Source organism: Corynebacterium sp. 2571A (assembly GCF_055700935.1).
Window position 1 is genome coordinate 553,354 of record NZ_JASTTE010000001.1, and the last position, 13,896, is coordinate 567,249.

The 13,896-nt window shown below is 67.9% G+C and carries 9 protein-coding genes and 1 pseudogene; 4 read left to right on the plus strand and 6 right to left on the minus strand.

Features of this window, described 5'->3' with window-relative positions:
• The first annotated feature begins 52 nt into the window (after positions 1 to 52).
• From QQS53_RS02705 to QQS53_RS02715, 3 genes are all read left to right on the plus strand, one after another.
• Positions 53 to 2,815: an FAD-binding and (Fe-S)-binding domain-containing protein gene (locus QQS53_RS02705; protein ID WP_472774396.1), complete on the plus strand. Its 2,763-nt coding sequence runs from the start codon at positions 53 to 55 to the stop codon at positions 2,813 to 2,815.
• A 61-nt stretch (positions 2,816 to 2,876) separates the two neighbouring features.
• On the plus strand, positions 2,877 to 4,064 hold the full coding sequence (locus QQS53_RS02710) for an amidohydrolase (RefSeq protein WP_472774397.1): 1,188 nt from the start codon (positions 2,877 to 2,879) through the stop codon (positions 4,062 to 4,064).
• Positions 4,065 to 4,153: 89 nt separating this feature from the next.
• Positions 4,154 to 5,167, plus strand: a complete 1,014-nt coding sequence (locus QQS53_RS02715) for an HNH endonuclease signature motif containing protein (protein ID WP_472774398.1) — start codon at positions 4,154 to 4,156, stop codon at positions 5,165 to 5,167.
• Between the two features lie 329 nt (positions 5,168 to 5,496).
• On the opposite strand, the gene QQS53_RS02720 is transcribed toward QQS53_RS02715, so the two are convergent.
• The 6 genes and pseudogenes from QQS53_RS02720 to benA all read right to left on the minus strand — a co-directional run bounded on the left by QQS53_RS02720 (position 5,497) and on the right by benA (position 12,491).
• On the minus strand, positions 5,497 to 5,787 hold the full coding sequence (locus QQS53_RS02720) for a muconolactone Delta-isomerase family protein (RefSeq protein WP_290225087.1): 291 nt from the start codon (positions 5,785 to 5,787) through the stop codon (positions 5,497 to 5,499).
• A 65-nt stretch (positions 5,788 to 5,852) separates the two neighbouring features.
• Positions 5,853 to 8,510, minus strand: a complete 2,658-nt coding sequence (locus QQS53_RS02725; RefSeq protein WP_472774399.1) for a helix-turn-helix transcriptional regulator — start codon at positions 8,508 to 8,510, stop codon at positions 5,853 to 5,855.
• A gap of 36 nt (positions 8,511 to 8,546) precedes the next feature.
• Positions 8,547 to 9,395: a 1,6-dihydroxycyclohexa-2,4-diene-1-carboxylate dehydrogenase gene (locus QQS53_RS02730; protein ID WP_472774400.1), complete on the minus strand. Its 849-nt coding sequence runs from the start codon at positions 9,393 to 9,395 to the stop codon at positions 8,547 to 8,549.
• 27 nt (positions 9,396 to 9,422) lie between these two features.
• Positions 9,423 to 10,457, minus strand: a pseudogene (benC, locus tag QQS53_RS02735) (benzoate 1,2-dioxygenase electron transfer component BenC); the annotation flags it as partial.
• A gap of 30 nt (positions 10,458 to 10,487) precedes the next feature.
• Entirely contained in the window at positions 10,488 to 10,985 is a 498-nt protein-coding gene (gene benB / locus QQS53_RS02740; RefSeq protein WP_472774401.1) for a benzoate 1,2-dioxygenase small subunit, read from the minus strand.
• A gap of 24 nt (positions 10,986 to 11,009) precedes the next feature.
• Positions 11,010 to 12,491, minus strand: a complete 1,482-nt coding sequence (gene benA, locus QQS53_RS02745; RefSeq protein ID WP_472774402.1) for a benzoate 1,2-dioxygenase large subunit — start codon at positions 12,489 to 12,491, stop codon at positions 11,010 to 11,012.
• 505 nt (positions 12,492 to 12,996) lie between these two features.
• Between benA and catA the strand changes: the two genes are divergently transcribed.
• Positions 12,997 to 13,866 (plus strand): catechol 1,2-dioxygenase, encoded by an 870-nt coding sequence (catA, locus tag QQS53_RS02750; protein ID WP_472774403.1) that lies wholly within the window; start codon positions 12,997 to 12,999, stop codon positions 13,864 to 13,866.
• The last annotated feature ends 30 nt before the right edge of the window (positions 13,867 to 13,896 follow it).

Consider the following 13,896-nt stretch of genomic DNA (forward strand, 5'->3'; position numbering starts at 1 on the left):
CTAACCCCCTCCTTACTTGCGGGGGTGTTCCGGCGGGCGTGCAATTAAAGGCATGAGCCTCGACGTCAATACCGCCCTGATCGATCGCGTGGCCGCGGCCAGCGATGCCTCCCACTTCCTGTTCACCCCACAAGCCGTCATCGAAGCCAAAAACGCCGATGACGTCGCCGCAGCCTTCCGCGCCGGGCGCGCCAACCACATCCCCGTGACCCTCCGCTCCGGCGGCACCTCCCTGGCCGGCCAGTCCGCCGGCGACGGCTACCTGGTGGACGTGCGCAAGCACTTCCGCGGCATCGAGGTCCTCGATGGCGGCGAGCGCGTGCGCGTCCAACCGGGCGCCACGGTCCGCCAGGTCAACGCCCGCCTGGGACTGTACGGCCGCAAGCTGGGCCCGGACCCGGCCAGCGAATCCGCCGCCACGGTGGGCGGCGTGATCGCCAACAACTCCTCCGGCATGGCCTGCGGCACGGAGCTAAACACCTACCGCACCCTGGAGTCGATGACCCTGGTCCTGCCGTCCGGCACCGTCCTGGACACCGCCCGCCCGGACGCCGACCAACAGCTGGCCCAGCAGGAGCCGGAGCTTTTCGAGACCCTCCAGCGCCTGCGCCGCCGCGTGGTGGACAACCCGGCGTCGGTGGAGAAAATCACCAAGCACTTCAGCCTGAAAAACACCATGGGCTACGGCCTGAACTCCTTCCTGGACTATGAGAACCCGGCGAAGATCCTGGAGCACCTCATCATCGGCTCGGAAGGCACCCTGGCCTTTATCGCCGAGGCCGTCTTCCGCACCGTGCCGATTGCCCGCCTGACCACCACCTCCGTGGCCGTCTTCCCGGACGTGGACGCCGCCACCCGCAGCCTGCCGGACCTGCTGGATACCGGCGCGGCCACCCTGGAGCTGATGGACTCGGCCTCCATCCAGGTGGGGCGCACCTTCGACAAGGTCCCGGAGGCGATTACCGGCTTCGACGTCGACTCCCAGGCCGCCTTGCTCATCGAGTACCACGCCGACAGCGAGGACGAAATCAACGCCAAGGAGCAAGCCGGCTCCAAGCTGCTGGCCGAGCTCAACCTCCAGTCCCCGGCGCAATTTTCCGCCGATGCCGCCACCCGCACCGCCGCCTGGAACTTCCGCAAGGGCCTCTACGCCCAGGTCGCGGAGGCCCGCCCGTCGGGCACCACGGCGCTGCTGGAGGACATCGTCGTGCCGGTCGCCGACCTGGCGGACGCCTGCGCCGGCCTGCAGGACATCTTCGCCCGCTACTCCTACGACGACGCCGTCATCTTCGGCCACGCCAAGGACGGCAACATCCACTTCCTGCTCACCGACCGCTTCGAGGGCGACGAGGCCATCGGCCGCTTCAACAACTTCAACGAGGACATGGTCTCCCTGGTCCTGGAAGCCGAGGGCAACCTCAAGGCCGAGCACGGCACCGGCCGCGCGATGGCGCCGTATGTGCGCCGCCAGTACGGCGACGAGCTCTACGCCGTCATGCAGGAGCTCAAGCGCGCCTGCGACCCGGGCAACACCATGAACCCGGGCGTCATCCTCGACGACGACCCGGACGCCCACGTCAAAAACATCAAGCTCAACCCGACCGTCGAGGAAGAGATCGACCGCTGCGTGGAGTGCGGCTACTGCGAGCCGGTCTGCCCGTCGCGGGATCTCACGCTCACCCCGCGCCAGCGCATCGTGGTCCGCCGCGCCCGCCAGCGCGCCGAGGAAGCCGGTGATAGCGCCACCGTCGCCGAACTCGACGAGGCCTACCAGTACGAGGGCATCGAGACCTGCGCCGTCGACTCCATGTGCCGCACCGCCTGCCCGGTGGGCATCGACACCGGCAAGTTCATCAAGCGCCTGCGCCGCGAGCAGGCCCAGCCGGTCCTGCAGGCCGGGTGGAAGGCCGCGGCGAAGGGCTGGCCGGTGGTCAGCGAAGGCGCATCGGTGGCGCTGACCGGCGCCCACTTCCTGCCGACCTCCCTGGTCAAGGCCGTCACCGACGTCGGCCGCCGCCTGGTCGGCTCCGACGTCATGCCGCAGTACCAGCCCGAGCTGTCCAAGGGCGGCAAGCCGCGCGCCCGCCTGGGCCGCCGCGTCGGCGACAACCGCGCCGCCGTGACCGGCATCTTCCTGCCCGCCTGCGTGAACACCATGTTCGGCCCGCAGGGCGACGGCCCCGGCGCCACCGATGCCTTCGTCAACCTCCTGGAGCGCGCCGGGCTGGCGCTGGAGGTGCCCGGTGGCATCGACAAGCTCTGCTGCGGCACCCCGTGGTCGTCCAAGGGCCTCAGCGAGGGCCACGACGTGATGGAAAAGCGCGTCGTGGACACCGTCGTGCCGCTGACCGACGGCGGGAAGCTGCCCGTTGTCGTCGACGCCTCCAGCTGTACCGCCGGCTTCCGCGACCTGCTGGAAGCCCACGGCGTCACCGTTATCGATGCCATCGCCTTCACCGCCGAGCACATCCTCCCGGCCCTAGATGTTGCGCACCCCGCCGAGTCCGTCACGCTGCACCCGACCTGCTCCGCCTTCCAGCTGGGGCTCATGCCCGACCTGGAAAAGGTCGCCGGGGCCGCCGCGCGCGAGGTCAACGTGCCGACCGCCTGGAACTGCTGCGGCTACGCCGGCGACCGCGGCATGCTCCACCCCGAGCTGACCGCGTCCGCCACCCGCGCCGAGGCCGCCCAGGTAAAGGAATTCGGCGCCCAATACCACGCGTCGACCAACCGCACCTGCGAGCTGGGGCTGATGCGGGCGACCGGCGCCGACTACCACCACATCCTGGAGCTGCTGGACAAGGCCAGCCGCTAGCGCGCGGAGTTTCGGCGTAGGCTGGCTCCGTACGTTCTAGTGAACCGGAAGGAGCCAGCCCATGGCAGTAGGGGACATCGTTAGCGGCTACGACGGGATTCGGGAGAAGCAGGAGGCGCTGTACGTCGACCTGCACCAGCACCCCGAGCTCAGCATGGAAGAGGAGCGCACCCGCGGGATCATCGCGGACAAGCTGCGCGAATTCGGCTACGACGTCGTGGAGGTCGGCGGCGGTGTCGTCGGCGTTTTAGAAAACGGCGACGGGCCCACCGTGATGCTGCGCGCCGACTTCGATGCCCTGCCCATCCAGGAGGACACCGGCCTCGAGTACGCCTCCACCGTCGACGGCGTCATGCACGCCTGCGGCCACGACTCCCACGTCGCCGCGCTCATGGGCGTGGCCGCCCTCATGAAGGACGCCACCGATGCCTGGTCCGGCACCCTGGAAGTCCTCTTCCAGCCCGGCGAGGAAACCGCCGAGGGCGCACGATCCATGGTGGACGCCGGCGTGGTGGACCAGGTCGCCAGGCCGGACGTCATGCTGGGCCAGCACGTTTTCTGCAGCGTCGTGCCTGCCGGCAGCGTGGCCATCAAGCCGGGCCCGGTGCTCTCGACGGCCACCAGCGTGACCGTCAAGGTCTTCGGCGCCGGCTCCCACGGCTCCATGCCGCACTTAAGCGTCGACCCGGTCGTGCTGGCCAGCTCCATTGTGATGCGCCTGCAGACCATCGTCTCCCGCGAGCTCAACCCGAGCGAGTTCGGCGTGGTCACCGTCGGCTCCGTCCAGGCCGGTTCCAAGGCCAACGTCATCCCCTTCGACGCCACGCTGAAGATCAACATCCGCGCCTACGACGAGGACGTCCGCGACAAGATCATCGCCGCCATCGAGCGGATCGTGAAGGCCGAGTGCGAGGCCGCGCGCTCGCCGAAGGAGCCGGAGTTCAGCTTCTCCGACCGTTACCCGCTCACCGACAACGACGCCGAGGTGACCGCCCGCGTGCGCGAGGCCCTCGAGGAACACCTGGGCAGCGACCGCGTCCAGGACGCCGACCGGTTCACCGCCTCCGAGGACTTCTCCGTGGTCGCCGACGCCTTCGGCACCCCGTACTGCTACTGGATCTTCGGCGGCGGCAAGGAGGGCGAGGAGATGCCGAACCACAGCCCGTTCTTCGCGCCCGTCCAGCAGCCGACGCTGCAGACCGGCACCGAGGCGCTCATCGCCGCCGCTTATGCCTGGTTGGGCAAGTAGTTGCCCCGCCCCGGTTGCGGGGTGGTGGGGTCTGTCTTAGTGTGTGGGGCATGACATCGGGGGATTGTTTTTCTAGGTTTGTGGCTGCCGTGACCCAGCCCGGTATCGAGATCGTGGAGGGGGCTTGGCACGCCGACTGGGATGCCGAGCGCGCCGCCGCCGGCTCCGGCCGCGACGAGCTGGAGCGCCTCTTCGACCTGGCCGGGGTGTTTTTCGGCCCCGTCAGGCACGCCCGCCGCCAGCGGCGGGTGCGCGCGAATGCCGCCCGCCACGGCCACTGCCTGCCCGTGCTGGATGTGTTGCGCGGGGTACTGCGGCGGGTGAAAAACAAAAACGATGCCTGGCGCATCATGGAGGAGCTGTCGGCCCAGCCGGTTGATGCCAAGGAGATGGCCGCCACGGCCCGCCGCAAAATCCAGGAGGCCCGGCCTGCTCCGACGCCGCAGCCGGGGGTGATCTACCGCCGTTCGGCTGAGGGGTTGTGGTCGATGCGCCTTATCGCCGACGCCGGCCTCGTCGCCGATATCAAAGCCCAAGTCCGCACCGTCGAGGATGCCCGCGCGGTCTTCACCAGCGGCGACGGTACCGGTGCTGGTGTCGGCGGTAGGCGCCGCGGCGGGGTGCGCGCGTCGGTTGTCACCAATGTGGTACTCAATCTCAAGGATTTCGGGCACTTGGTTGGCGGCAAGGATGCCGCGGATATTACCGTGCAGTTGACCAACGGTGCGGTGATTAGTGGTGCGGAGTTGGTGACCCGGGCGTTTGAGCAGGTCGGCTACGTCGGGGTTTTCGATCCGGTGGCCGGGCCGGTTAATTGTTATCGGGATGAGCGTTTGGCGTCGTGGAAGCAGCGGCGCTTGGCGTTGATGGAGCATCCGGTGTGTGCGTGGCCGGAGTGTTTGGCCGGCGCGGATGAGTGCCAGGTCCATCACCTGGAGTCGTGGGATTCGGGTGGTCCGACGAACGCGGCGAACCTGGCGACGTTGTGCCCGCACCATAACGGTGCCAACGAGGATGGGCCGGGCCCGGCGCAGACTAGGGGCCGGATGGCTAGGGTTGGCGGCCGGGTGGTGTGGATACCACCCGAACGCGTGCCGGCCTAGTCCGCCTAGCGGCCCACCCTGCGGCCAACACCTCGCAGCCAGCCTGCGGCTTACCTAGCAGCCAGCCCGGCTGCCACTTCGGCAACGGCAAAACAAGCCGGCGGTCGATCTGGTGGCAGACGCGCAGCAAACACCAGGAACACGCGAGTAGGCGTCCACGGTTTAAGACCGTGAACGCCCATTCAGCGTGCCTACTCGGCGCGCCTAGTTTGCACGCCTAGGGGTGCGCACCCAGGTTGCGCGCCTGGGTCGTGCACCGGGGTGGCGCACCTGGATGGTGTACCCAGGTGGTGCGACCGGGTGGCGCGCCTGGGTAGGTCGCCTAGGAGCTAGTAGGCGACGGCGTCGGTGGAGTTGGGGTGCTTCGCCAGCGGGGTGACGTGGATCTTCATGTACTTGTACATGGGGAAGCCGGCGAAGATGTCGTGGAGGGCATCGTTGTCGGGCGCGTCGTAGATGGAGTAGTTGGAGTACTCGCCGACCACGCGCCAGATGCCCTTCATCTTGCCGGCGGCCTGGAGCGAGCCGGAGTACTCCTTTTCGCGGGCCTGGAAATCGGCGACCTCTTCGGGGCTTAGGTGATCGGGGAAGGTGACGTCCATTCGGGCAAGAAACAGCATGGTATACAAGTCCTTTCCTGGTAGGTCCAGTGTGTAGTTCAAGGGGCAGGTTGCGGGTGGTCTATTTAATTGTCGGGGCCCGCGTGCGCGAGGGCACGCGGAAGTTCGTTGCGCGAGCGGATCCCGAGCTTCCGGTAGACCCGCGTCAGGTGGTACTCGACGGTCTTGGTCGACAGGTAGAGCTCCTCGGCGACTTCGCGGTTGCTGGCGCCGTCGGCGACGGCCTTGGCGATCTCCTCCTCCTGCGGGGTCAGCCCGCCGGCGCCGGTGGTGCGCCGCCCCAGGCCGCTGGCGCGGCGCTCCTGGTTGCAGCGCTCGACGAATTCGGGCGCGCCCATCGCGGCGTAGACCTCGCCGGCGCGGCTGAAGATCTCGTCGGCGTGGCGCCGCCGGCCCAGCCGCCGCAGGATGCGCCCGTACTCGAACAGGATGCGCGACTGGTAGAAGGGCAGGGGGCGCGACTCGATCATCTCGACGGCATCGGCGAGCTTTTTCAGCCCGGCGGAGGTTTCGCCGCGCTGGATGAGCAGGCTCGCGCGCGGGACGGCCAGTTTGGCGGCAACGGAGAGGATGTCGCTGCCGGCGGCGCGCTCCTCGGCGCGGGAGGTGACCTCCTCGGCGAGGGCGGCATCGCCGGCGTGGAGGAGCTGCTGGGCCCAGATGTCCTCCCAGGGCCAGTACCCGGGCTGGCCGATGTCGACCAGCCGGCCCATCTCGTAGAGCGAGCGCCCGAAGCGCACCGCGGCGGGGAAGTCCTTGTTCATGGCGGCCGAGTGCATCTGCGTCATCGCGGACGGGATGCGCTGAATCAGAAACGCGTCCTGGCTCAGGGTGAGCCGGTTGGTGTAGTCGCGACCCAGCTCCCGGTCGCCGCGGTAGTGCGCGACGATGGACCCGGTCCACAGCAGCACCGGCTCCAGCACCCTAATGCCGAACTGCTCGGCCCGGGACAGGCCCCGCTCGACGATGCCCAGCGCCCCGTCCAAGTCCCCCATCAGCAGCAGGGCGCGGGCGTGCCAAGCGTCCATCCACAGCGCGATGCGCTCGGAGCCCTCCACGTGGTAGGTGGTGCGCAGCAGCTGGCTGGCGGTGACGGGATCGTCGTGGACGACGGACAGCCAGCCCTGCGTCATCGCGCGCCGGTGGGCCAGGGCCGGGGTTTCGTGCGGCAGGGCGGGCCCGGCGTGGTCGGTGTCGGTCTGGATGGCGTGGGCGAAGGAGGATAGGTAGCGGGCTTCGGCGCTGGGGGCATCGTCGGCGGGGGACCACTGGGCGGTGGTCTGGGCCCAGTCGAGGACCTGCTCCGGGCGCCATTCGTGGAGGTAGTACAAGGTGTGGCGGGCGGCGACGGTGGCGCGCAGGGAGCGGTCCGGGGTGTCGTCGCGCTCGAGTTTCGCCCAGGCGCGGTCGAGGACGCCGCGGGCCGCGGTGCGCCGGCCCTCGTGGAGGGCGAGGTAGCCGCGCACGGAGTCCACCCGTGGGTCCGCGCCCGCGGAGTTGAGCAGCGCCGTGTACAGCTTGGCTTGTCGGATGTCGGAGCCGGCGATGAGCGCCTCGATGGCCAGCAGCGTATAGCTTGTCGATGCCTCCTCGCCGTCCGCCAGGTGCGCCGCCAGCCGGTAGGAGTCCGCGGCCGCCCGCCAGCGCCCCGCCTGCCCCAGGGCGGCGCCGCGTTCGGCCAGGTCCTGCGGGGCCGTGGAGCCGGTGGGGTGGCTGAGGGCGCGGTGGAAGGTGGCGGCGTCGATGTCGTCGCGGGCGGCGTAGTAGTCTGCGGCGCGGGCGTGGAGGCGGCGCGCGCGGGCGGGATCTGTGGTGGAGCGGACAACGGCGCGGTCGGTGGGGTGGCGGAAGTAGACGCTGTGCTGGTGGTCGTTGGTGGCCAGCGTGAGGATGCCTGCCTCCAGCGCGGGTTCCAAGTTGGTGGCGGCGCCCGGGTCGAGGTACTCGATAAGGCCCAGGTCCAGGCTGGAGCGGTGCAGGTGCTCGAGGGCGGCAATCGGCAGCAGGTCGCCCAGGTTACGGCCGTCGATGCGCGCCGCCAGCGCCCCGTGCCACGCCTCCGGCAGGCGGATGAGCGGGTTCGGATCGCGCCAGTGGTCCGGCGCGGCGACGTCGAGGAGCTGGCGGACCAGCGAGGGGCGCCCGCCGGAGACGTGCTGCAGGCTCAGCGCCGACAGCGGTGACAGGTGCACGCCCAGGTGGGTCAGCGCCAGGGACTGGATCTCCTCCGCGCCCAGCGGCGGGATGTCGACGACGACGTCGGAGATGGCGCGCAGCCGCGGCATCGGCAGGCGGTTGGTGCCGGAGTGGGTGGCATCGATGGTAAAGACCAGGCACATCGTGCCCACCGTCAGGCGGCGCGCCAGGGTGACCAGTTGCTCGAGGGACTCCGGGTCGGCCCAGTGGGCGTCGTCGACGATGATGAGCGTGGCGGCATCGGGGGTATCCAGCACGCTATCCAGGCTGGCGTGCGGGTGGCGGGAGCGGGCCAGCAGGCGGGCGCGGATGAGGTCGAGCAGCGGGGTGTCGTCCCAGTCCAGCGCCGCGGCCTGCACCGTGGACCAGCCGGACAGCGACTGGAGGATGCGGCGGGTCAGTTCCGTCTTGCCCGCGCCGGCCGGGCCAGAGATGCTGGCGATGAGGCTTTCGCCCGGGCCCAAGTGGCCCAGGGCCGAAAACAGGTGCCGGCGCGAGTGACGGGAATCACTAGTGGGGTGGGGCATGTGTTCTGAGTCTACCGATTCTGCTCGGAGGCTGTCCTAGCCCTGATCCCCGCCGGCGACCGGCAGGACCGAGCCGTTGATGTAGGAGGCTTCCGGCGAGGCGAGGAAGGCGATCGGGGCGGCCTGCTCGTCCAGGGTCCCGTAGCGCTTGGCCAGCGAGGACTCGATGGTCTGGTCGACGATCTCCTGGTACCAGGCCTTTTCCTGCTCGGTGCCGGGGCCCGGCCCGCGGGGGACCTGCCGCTTGGGCGCCAGCGTACCGCCGGGCGCGGCGGCGACGACCCGCACGTTGTGGCCGGCCGCCTCCTTCGCCAGGGCGGAGGTCAGGGCGTTGACCCCGCCCTTGGCGGCGGCGTAAGGCACGCGGTTGATGCCGGCCGTGGCCACGGAGGAGACGTTGACGATGGTGCCGCCGCCGGCATCGATAAGCAGGGGCAGCTCCGCGCGCACCGACCACAGGGTGGTAAACAGCGAGCGCTGGATCTCCTGCGTGATCTCGTCCTCGGTGTAGTGCTGGTAGGGCTTGGCCCAGATGGTGCCGCCGACGTTGTTGACGGCGGTATCCACCCCGCCGAGCGCCTCCGCGGCCTCCGCGAGCGCGTCCTGGGCGCCGCCGAAGGCCTCCAGGTCGGCGGTGGCGGAGCCGACCGCGCCCAGGGTCAGCTCGCACAGGGACTCGGCGACCTCGTGCACGATGGGAGAGCGGTCGACCAGGAACACGGAGCCGTTCTCGCGCGCGATGCGCCGCGCCACCGCCCGGCCAATCCCCTGCGCGGCCCCAGTGACCACGACCTTGCGGCCCCGGAAGCGGTCGGGCGTATGCAGCTGCGAGGTCTCTTCGCTGCCGACGGGGACCTCGCCGGGTCCGGATTGCGTGGAAGACATGGTTTAGGCGGACTCCTTTGCCGTTTCTTTAGCCTTTTCCGCCGTGGTGGACGGGTTGAACTTCTCGAAGTAGAAGTTGCGCGGCGGGGTATCCTGGCCGTCCAGGTACTTGCGGACGGCCTCGACCATCGGCGGCGGGCCGCACAGGTAGACGTCGGCGTCGCCGTCGTGCAGGTGCTCGCTGATGTCCATGTGGTCGGTGACGTAGCCGCGGCGCTCGTGGGAGGACTCCGGGTCCGCCACGACGGTGGTGTAGTCGAAGTCCGGCAGCTTGTCGCGGAAGGCATCGAGGCGCTCCAGCTCCACCAGGTCGTGGTCGAAGGTCGCGCCGTAGATGAGGCGGACGGGCACGTCCAGCAGCTCGTCGCGGGAGAGCTTTTCCAGGATGGCCATGATGGGTGCCAGGCCCGTGCCGCCGGCCAGCAGCAGGATGGGATCCAGCGGCTCGCGGAGGAAGAAGGAACCGACGGGGCCGGCCATCGTCAGCCGATCGCCGACGGCGGCGCGCTCGTCCAGGTAGGTCGACATCAGCCCGCCGGGGGTGTGCTTGATGAGGAACGTCGCCAGCTCGTCAGAGACGTCGGAGGAGAAGGAATAGGAGCGGTGCTCGGAGCTGCCCGGCACGGTGATGTTGATGTACTGGCCGGCCAGAAAGTGCAGGGCGGACGGGTCGTCGAGCTTGACCGAGAGCTTGAAGGTCGAGTCCGACAGGCGGTCCAGGGCGGCGACCTCGCCGGCGAACTCGCTGACGCCGGTCTTGGCCATCTCCGAGGTGGAGGCGATTTGCACGACCATGTCGGTCAGCGGCTTGGTCTGGCAGGCCAGGATGTAGCCTTCCGCGGCCTCGTCGGGGGAGAGCGCCTCGTCGACGTAGTCGCCCTCGGTGAAGTCGCCGGCGTCGCAGAAGGACTTGCAGGTCCCGCAGGCGCCGTCGCGGCAGTCGAAGGGAATGTTGATGCGGGCCTGGTAGGCGGCATCGGCGATGGTTTCGTTTTCCGCGCAGTCGATGAAGCGCGTGACGCCGTCCTCGAAGGCCAGCGCGACCTTATGCGGTGCAGTCATGATTTCTCACCTTTCCTAGTGTCGGGGTCTCTAGACCTGGTAGATGTCTACGACGTGGTGGATGTAGTCGTTTTTGAGCACGATCTTCTTCTTGGCGATCTGGAGGTTGTCCTGGGAGGTATCCAGGGTGATAAACGTGGTGCCGAAGTAGTGGTCGGTGGTGTTGTAGCGGAAGTAGTAGGAAATCCAGTTGAAGCGGATGTCCACGGCGTCGTCGCGCCGCTCCAGGATTTCGACGTTGGTGATGTTGTGGTTGTGGCGCGGCTCCGGGATGGAGGTCGCGGACGAGCGCTCGGTGCGGATGCGGAAGACGCGGTCCTCGAGGCCGGCGCGGGTCGGGTAGTAGATGAGCGAGATTTCCTGCTGCGGGTCCTGGGTTAGCTCGTCGTCGACGTCCCAGGCGGGCATCCAGTACTCGGCGTCTTCGCGGTAGCAGTTCAGCCAGTTCTCGAAGTCGCGGTCGTCGAGCAGGCGGGCCTCGTAGTAGAGGAAGTCTTCGATTTCCGTGCGCGTGATGGTCTGTGACATGGCGTTTCTCCTTCGGGCTTGTGTTTAGCGGCGGCGGCGACGGCGGCGGGCGGGGGCGTTTTCGGCGGCTTCGGCCTTGGCGGCGGCCTTCTGCTTGGCGTAGTCGACGGTCGCGGCTTGCGATGCCTCGTTGTCCTCCCGCTGCTTGATAGCGCCGGATTCCTCGTGCTCGAGGGCCTTTTCCATCACCTGCTCCCAGTAGCCGTGCTGGACCGGGTAGAGGCCTTCGTCCTCGGTGCGGGCGCCGGAGGAAAGAACCTCGTCCATGCCCAGCTCCTGCGCCTTGTCGTTGGGGCCTGCGGACTGCTGCTGCTGGCCGCGGGTCATGTCGTTCCACGGGAAGGCGGAGGCCTGGTAGGTCTTCTGGCAGCTGCGGAATTCTTCCAGGTCGTCCGGGGTGGCCATGCCGGTGGCGTTGAAGAAGTCCTCGTACTGGCGGATGCGCGCGGCGCGGGACTCTGCGGACTCGCCCTTCGGGGCGATGCAGTAGATGGTCACCTCGGTCTTGTCCACGCCCTTGGGCTCGAGGCGGCGGATCTGGGTGGAGAACTGGTCCATGATGTAGACGTTCGGGTACAGGCACAGGTTGCGGGAGGCGCCGACCATGAAGTTGGCGCGTTCCTCGCCGTGCAGGTCCTTGAGGGCGTCCAGGCGGTCGTAGAGTGGGCGGTCCTCCGGGTTGGCCCAGGTGGACCAGAGGGCCAGGTGGCCGTTCGGGAAGGAGAAGTAGCCGCCGCCCTGCTCGCCCCACTTGCCGGCGTCCATGGCCTTGGTGTCGTTTTTGGACTCGCCGGAGCCGCGGCGGGAGGTGGTCGCGGCGTAGTTCCAGTGGGTAGACGAGACGTGGTAGCCGTCGGCGCCGTTTTCGGCCTGTAGTTTCCAGTTGCCGTCGTAGGTGTAGGTGGACGCGCCCTTGAGCACCTCGAGGCCCTCGGGGGACTGGTCGATGAGCATGTCGAGGAAGACGCGGGCGTCGCCCAGGTGCTCCTCGAGGTCGACGACGTCCGGGTTCAGGGAGCCGAACAGGAAGCCGCGGTAGGAGGCGAACTTGGGTACGCGGCGTAGGTTGTGGGAGCCGTCGGTGTTGAAGTTGTCCGGGTAGCCGCCGTCCTTTTCGTCCTTGACCTTGATGAGCTGGCCGTCGTTGGAGAAGGTCCAGCCGTGGAACGGGCAGGTGATGGTGGTGCGGTTGTCCACCTTCTTGCGGCAGAGCATGGCGCCGCGGTGGGAGCAGGCGTTGATGAGGCAGTTCAGCTCGCCGTCTTTGGAGCGGGTAATGACGACGGGTTGGCGGCCGATATTCGTAGTGAAGTAGTCGCCGGGGTTGGGGATCTGCGAGTCGTGGGCCAGAAACAGCCAGTTGCCCTCGAAGATGTACTTCATCTCCAGGTCGTAGATCTCCTGGTCGGTGAAGACCTCGCGGTTCACGCGAACGATGCCCTCGTCCGGGCGGTTGTCCAGCGCCCGGGAGAGGATCTCGCGGGCGGAAGAGGTGGGGGCAGTCATGGGAAAACCTTTCCTCGTTGTGCGCTTAAAGCAACGTCATGTGTTCGCCCTCACGTTTTCGGTGAAGGTGTGACAATGATGGGTCGAACGTGACCCGAGTCGCATTAGGGAAAGTCCTAGGGTGATTTAAGGGTCCCGCGTTCGCGACGTCCCCAGGCGGTTCGCGGGGCGAAAACCCGCAGCACAATCCCGGTTAGGCAAGCCTTTATTTACTGAGATAAGTATTTTTCGCGCCGCCGGGTGTGCCGCCACCCCCAAGGCCCAGGGTGGCGCCTAGTGGTTGTTAGGGGTGCCACGTTCGCGTGGCGGCGGAGCGTGGGGAAAGTGCTGTTGGGGCATGCCGCAGGGTCAAATTAGGGCAGCGTAACCTAAAGAAAACGTTCCAAAAAGGGGCTTGCGCACCGAGGTGAGTTGAAACACACTTGTGCTCATCAAGTCGCCCACATCACGGGTCGGGCGCTTGGCACTCCGCAAGACCGAAACACGAACACCGAAGGAGCACCCCATGTCTAAGCTGGCAAACGCCCACGACGAGGAACTGTCCGCCAAGGGTTCCGGCAACGCCGCGACCGACGCGTTCAAGAACACCATCGTCAAGGCCGACACCTCGCAGGAACGCGCCGGGGAAATCTACAAGGACCTGCTGGCCGCCATCGCCGAGGTCGCCCACAAGCACCAGGTCACCTACGACGAGTACCGCGTGCTCAAGGACTGGATGATCAAGGTCGGCGAGTACGGCGAGTGGCCGCTGTGGCTGGACGTCTTCGTCGAGCACGAGATCGAGGAAATCAACTACAACCGCAACAACTTCACCGGCACCAAGGGGTCCATCGAGGGCCCGTACTACGTGCCCAACGCCCCGAAGCTGCCGTGGAAGACCGAGATGCCCATGCGCGACAAGGACAAGGACTCCGAGCAGCTGGTCTTCCAGGGCCAGGTCACCGACCTGGACGGCAACGGCCTGTCCGGCGCGACCGTCGAGCTCTGGCACGCCGATGAGGACGGCTACTACTCCCAGTACGCCCCGGGCATCCCGGAGTGGAACCTGCGCGGGACCATCGTGACCAACGAGAACGGCGAGTACGAAATCACCACCGTCAAGCCGGCCCCGTACCAGATCCCGACCGACGGCCCGACCGGCTGGTTCGTTGAGTCCTACGGCGGCCACCCGTGGCGCCCGGCGCACCTGCACCTGCGCGTCAAGCACCCCGGCTACCGCGAGATCACCACGCAGCTGTACTTCCAGGGCGGCGACTGGGTCGACAACGACGTCGCCACCGCCGTGAAGCCGGAGCTCATCCTGGACCCGCAGCCGGGCGAGGGCGGCATCGACGTGGTGACCTACCCGTTCGCACTCGACAAGGAAGAAGCCTAAGGGATTATCACCCCACCACACCTGGCCCCA

Coding starts and splice junctions, on each gene's coding strand:
- benA (WP_472774402.1), bottom strand. CDS start 12,491: ATGACTGCCCCCACCTCTTCCGCCCGCGAGATCCTCTCCCGGGCGCTG.
- QQS53_RS02710 (WP_472774397.1), top strand. CDS start 2,877: ATGGCAGTAGGGGACATCGTTAGCGGCTACGACGGGATTCGGGAGAAG.
- QQS53_RS02720 (WP_290225087.1), bottom strand. CDS start 5,787: ATGCTGTTTCTTGCCCGAATGGACGTCACCTTCCCCGATCACCTAAGC.
- QQS53_RS02725 (WP_472774399.1), bottom strand. CDS start 8,510: ATGCCCCACCCCACTAGTGATTCCCGTCACTCGCGCCGGCACCTGTTT.
- catA (WP_472774403.1), top strand. CDS start 12,997: ATGTCTAAGCTGGCAAACGCCCACGACGAGGAACTGTCCGCCAAGGGT.
- QQS53_RS02705 (WP_472774396.1), top strand. CDS start 53: ATGAGCCTCGACGTCAATACCGCCCTGATCGATCGCGTGGCCGCGGCC.
- QQS53_RS02730 (WP_472774400.1), bottom strand. CDS start 9,395: ATGTCTTCCACGCAATCCGGACCCGGCGAGGTCCCCGTCGGCAGCGAA.
- benB (WP_472774401.1), bottom strand. CDS start 10,985: ATGTCACAGACCATCACGCGCACGGAAATCGAAGACTTCCTCTACTAC.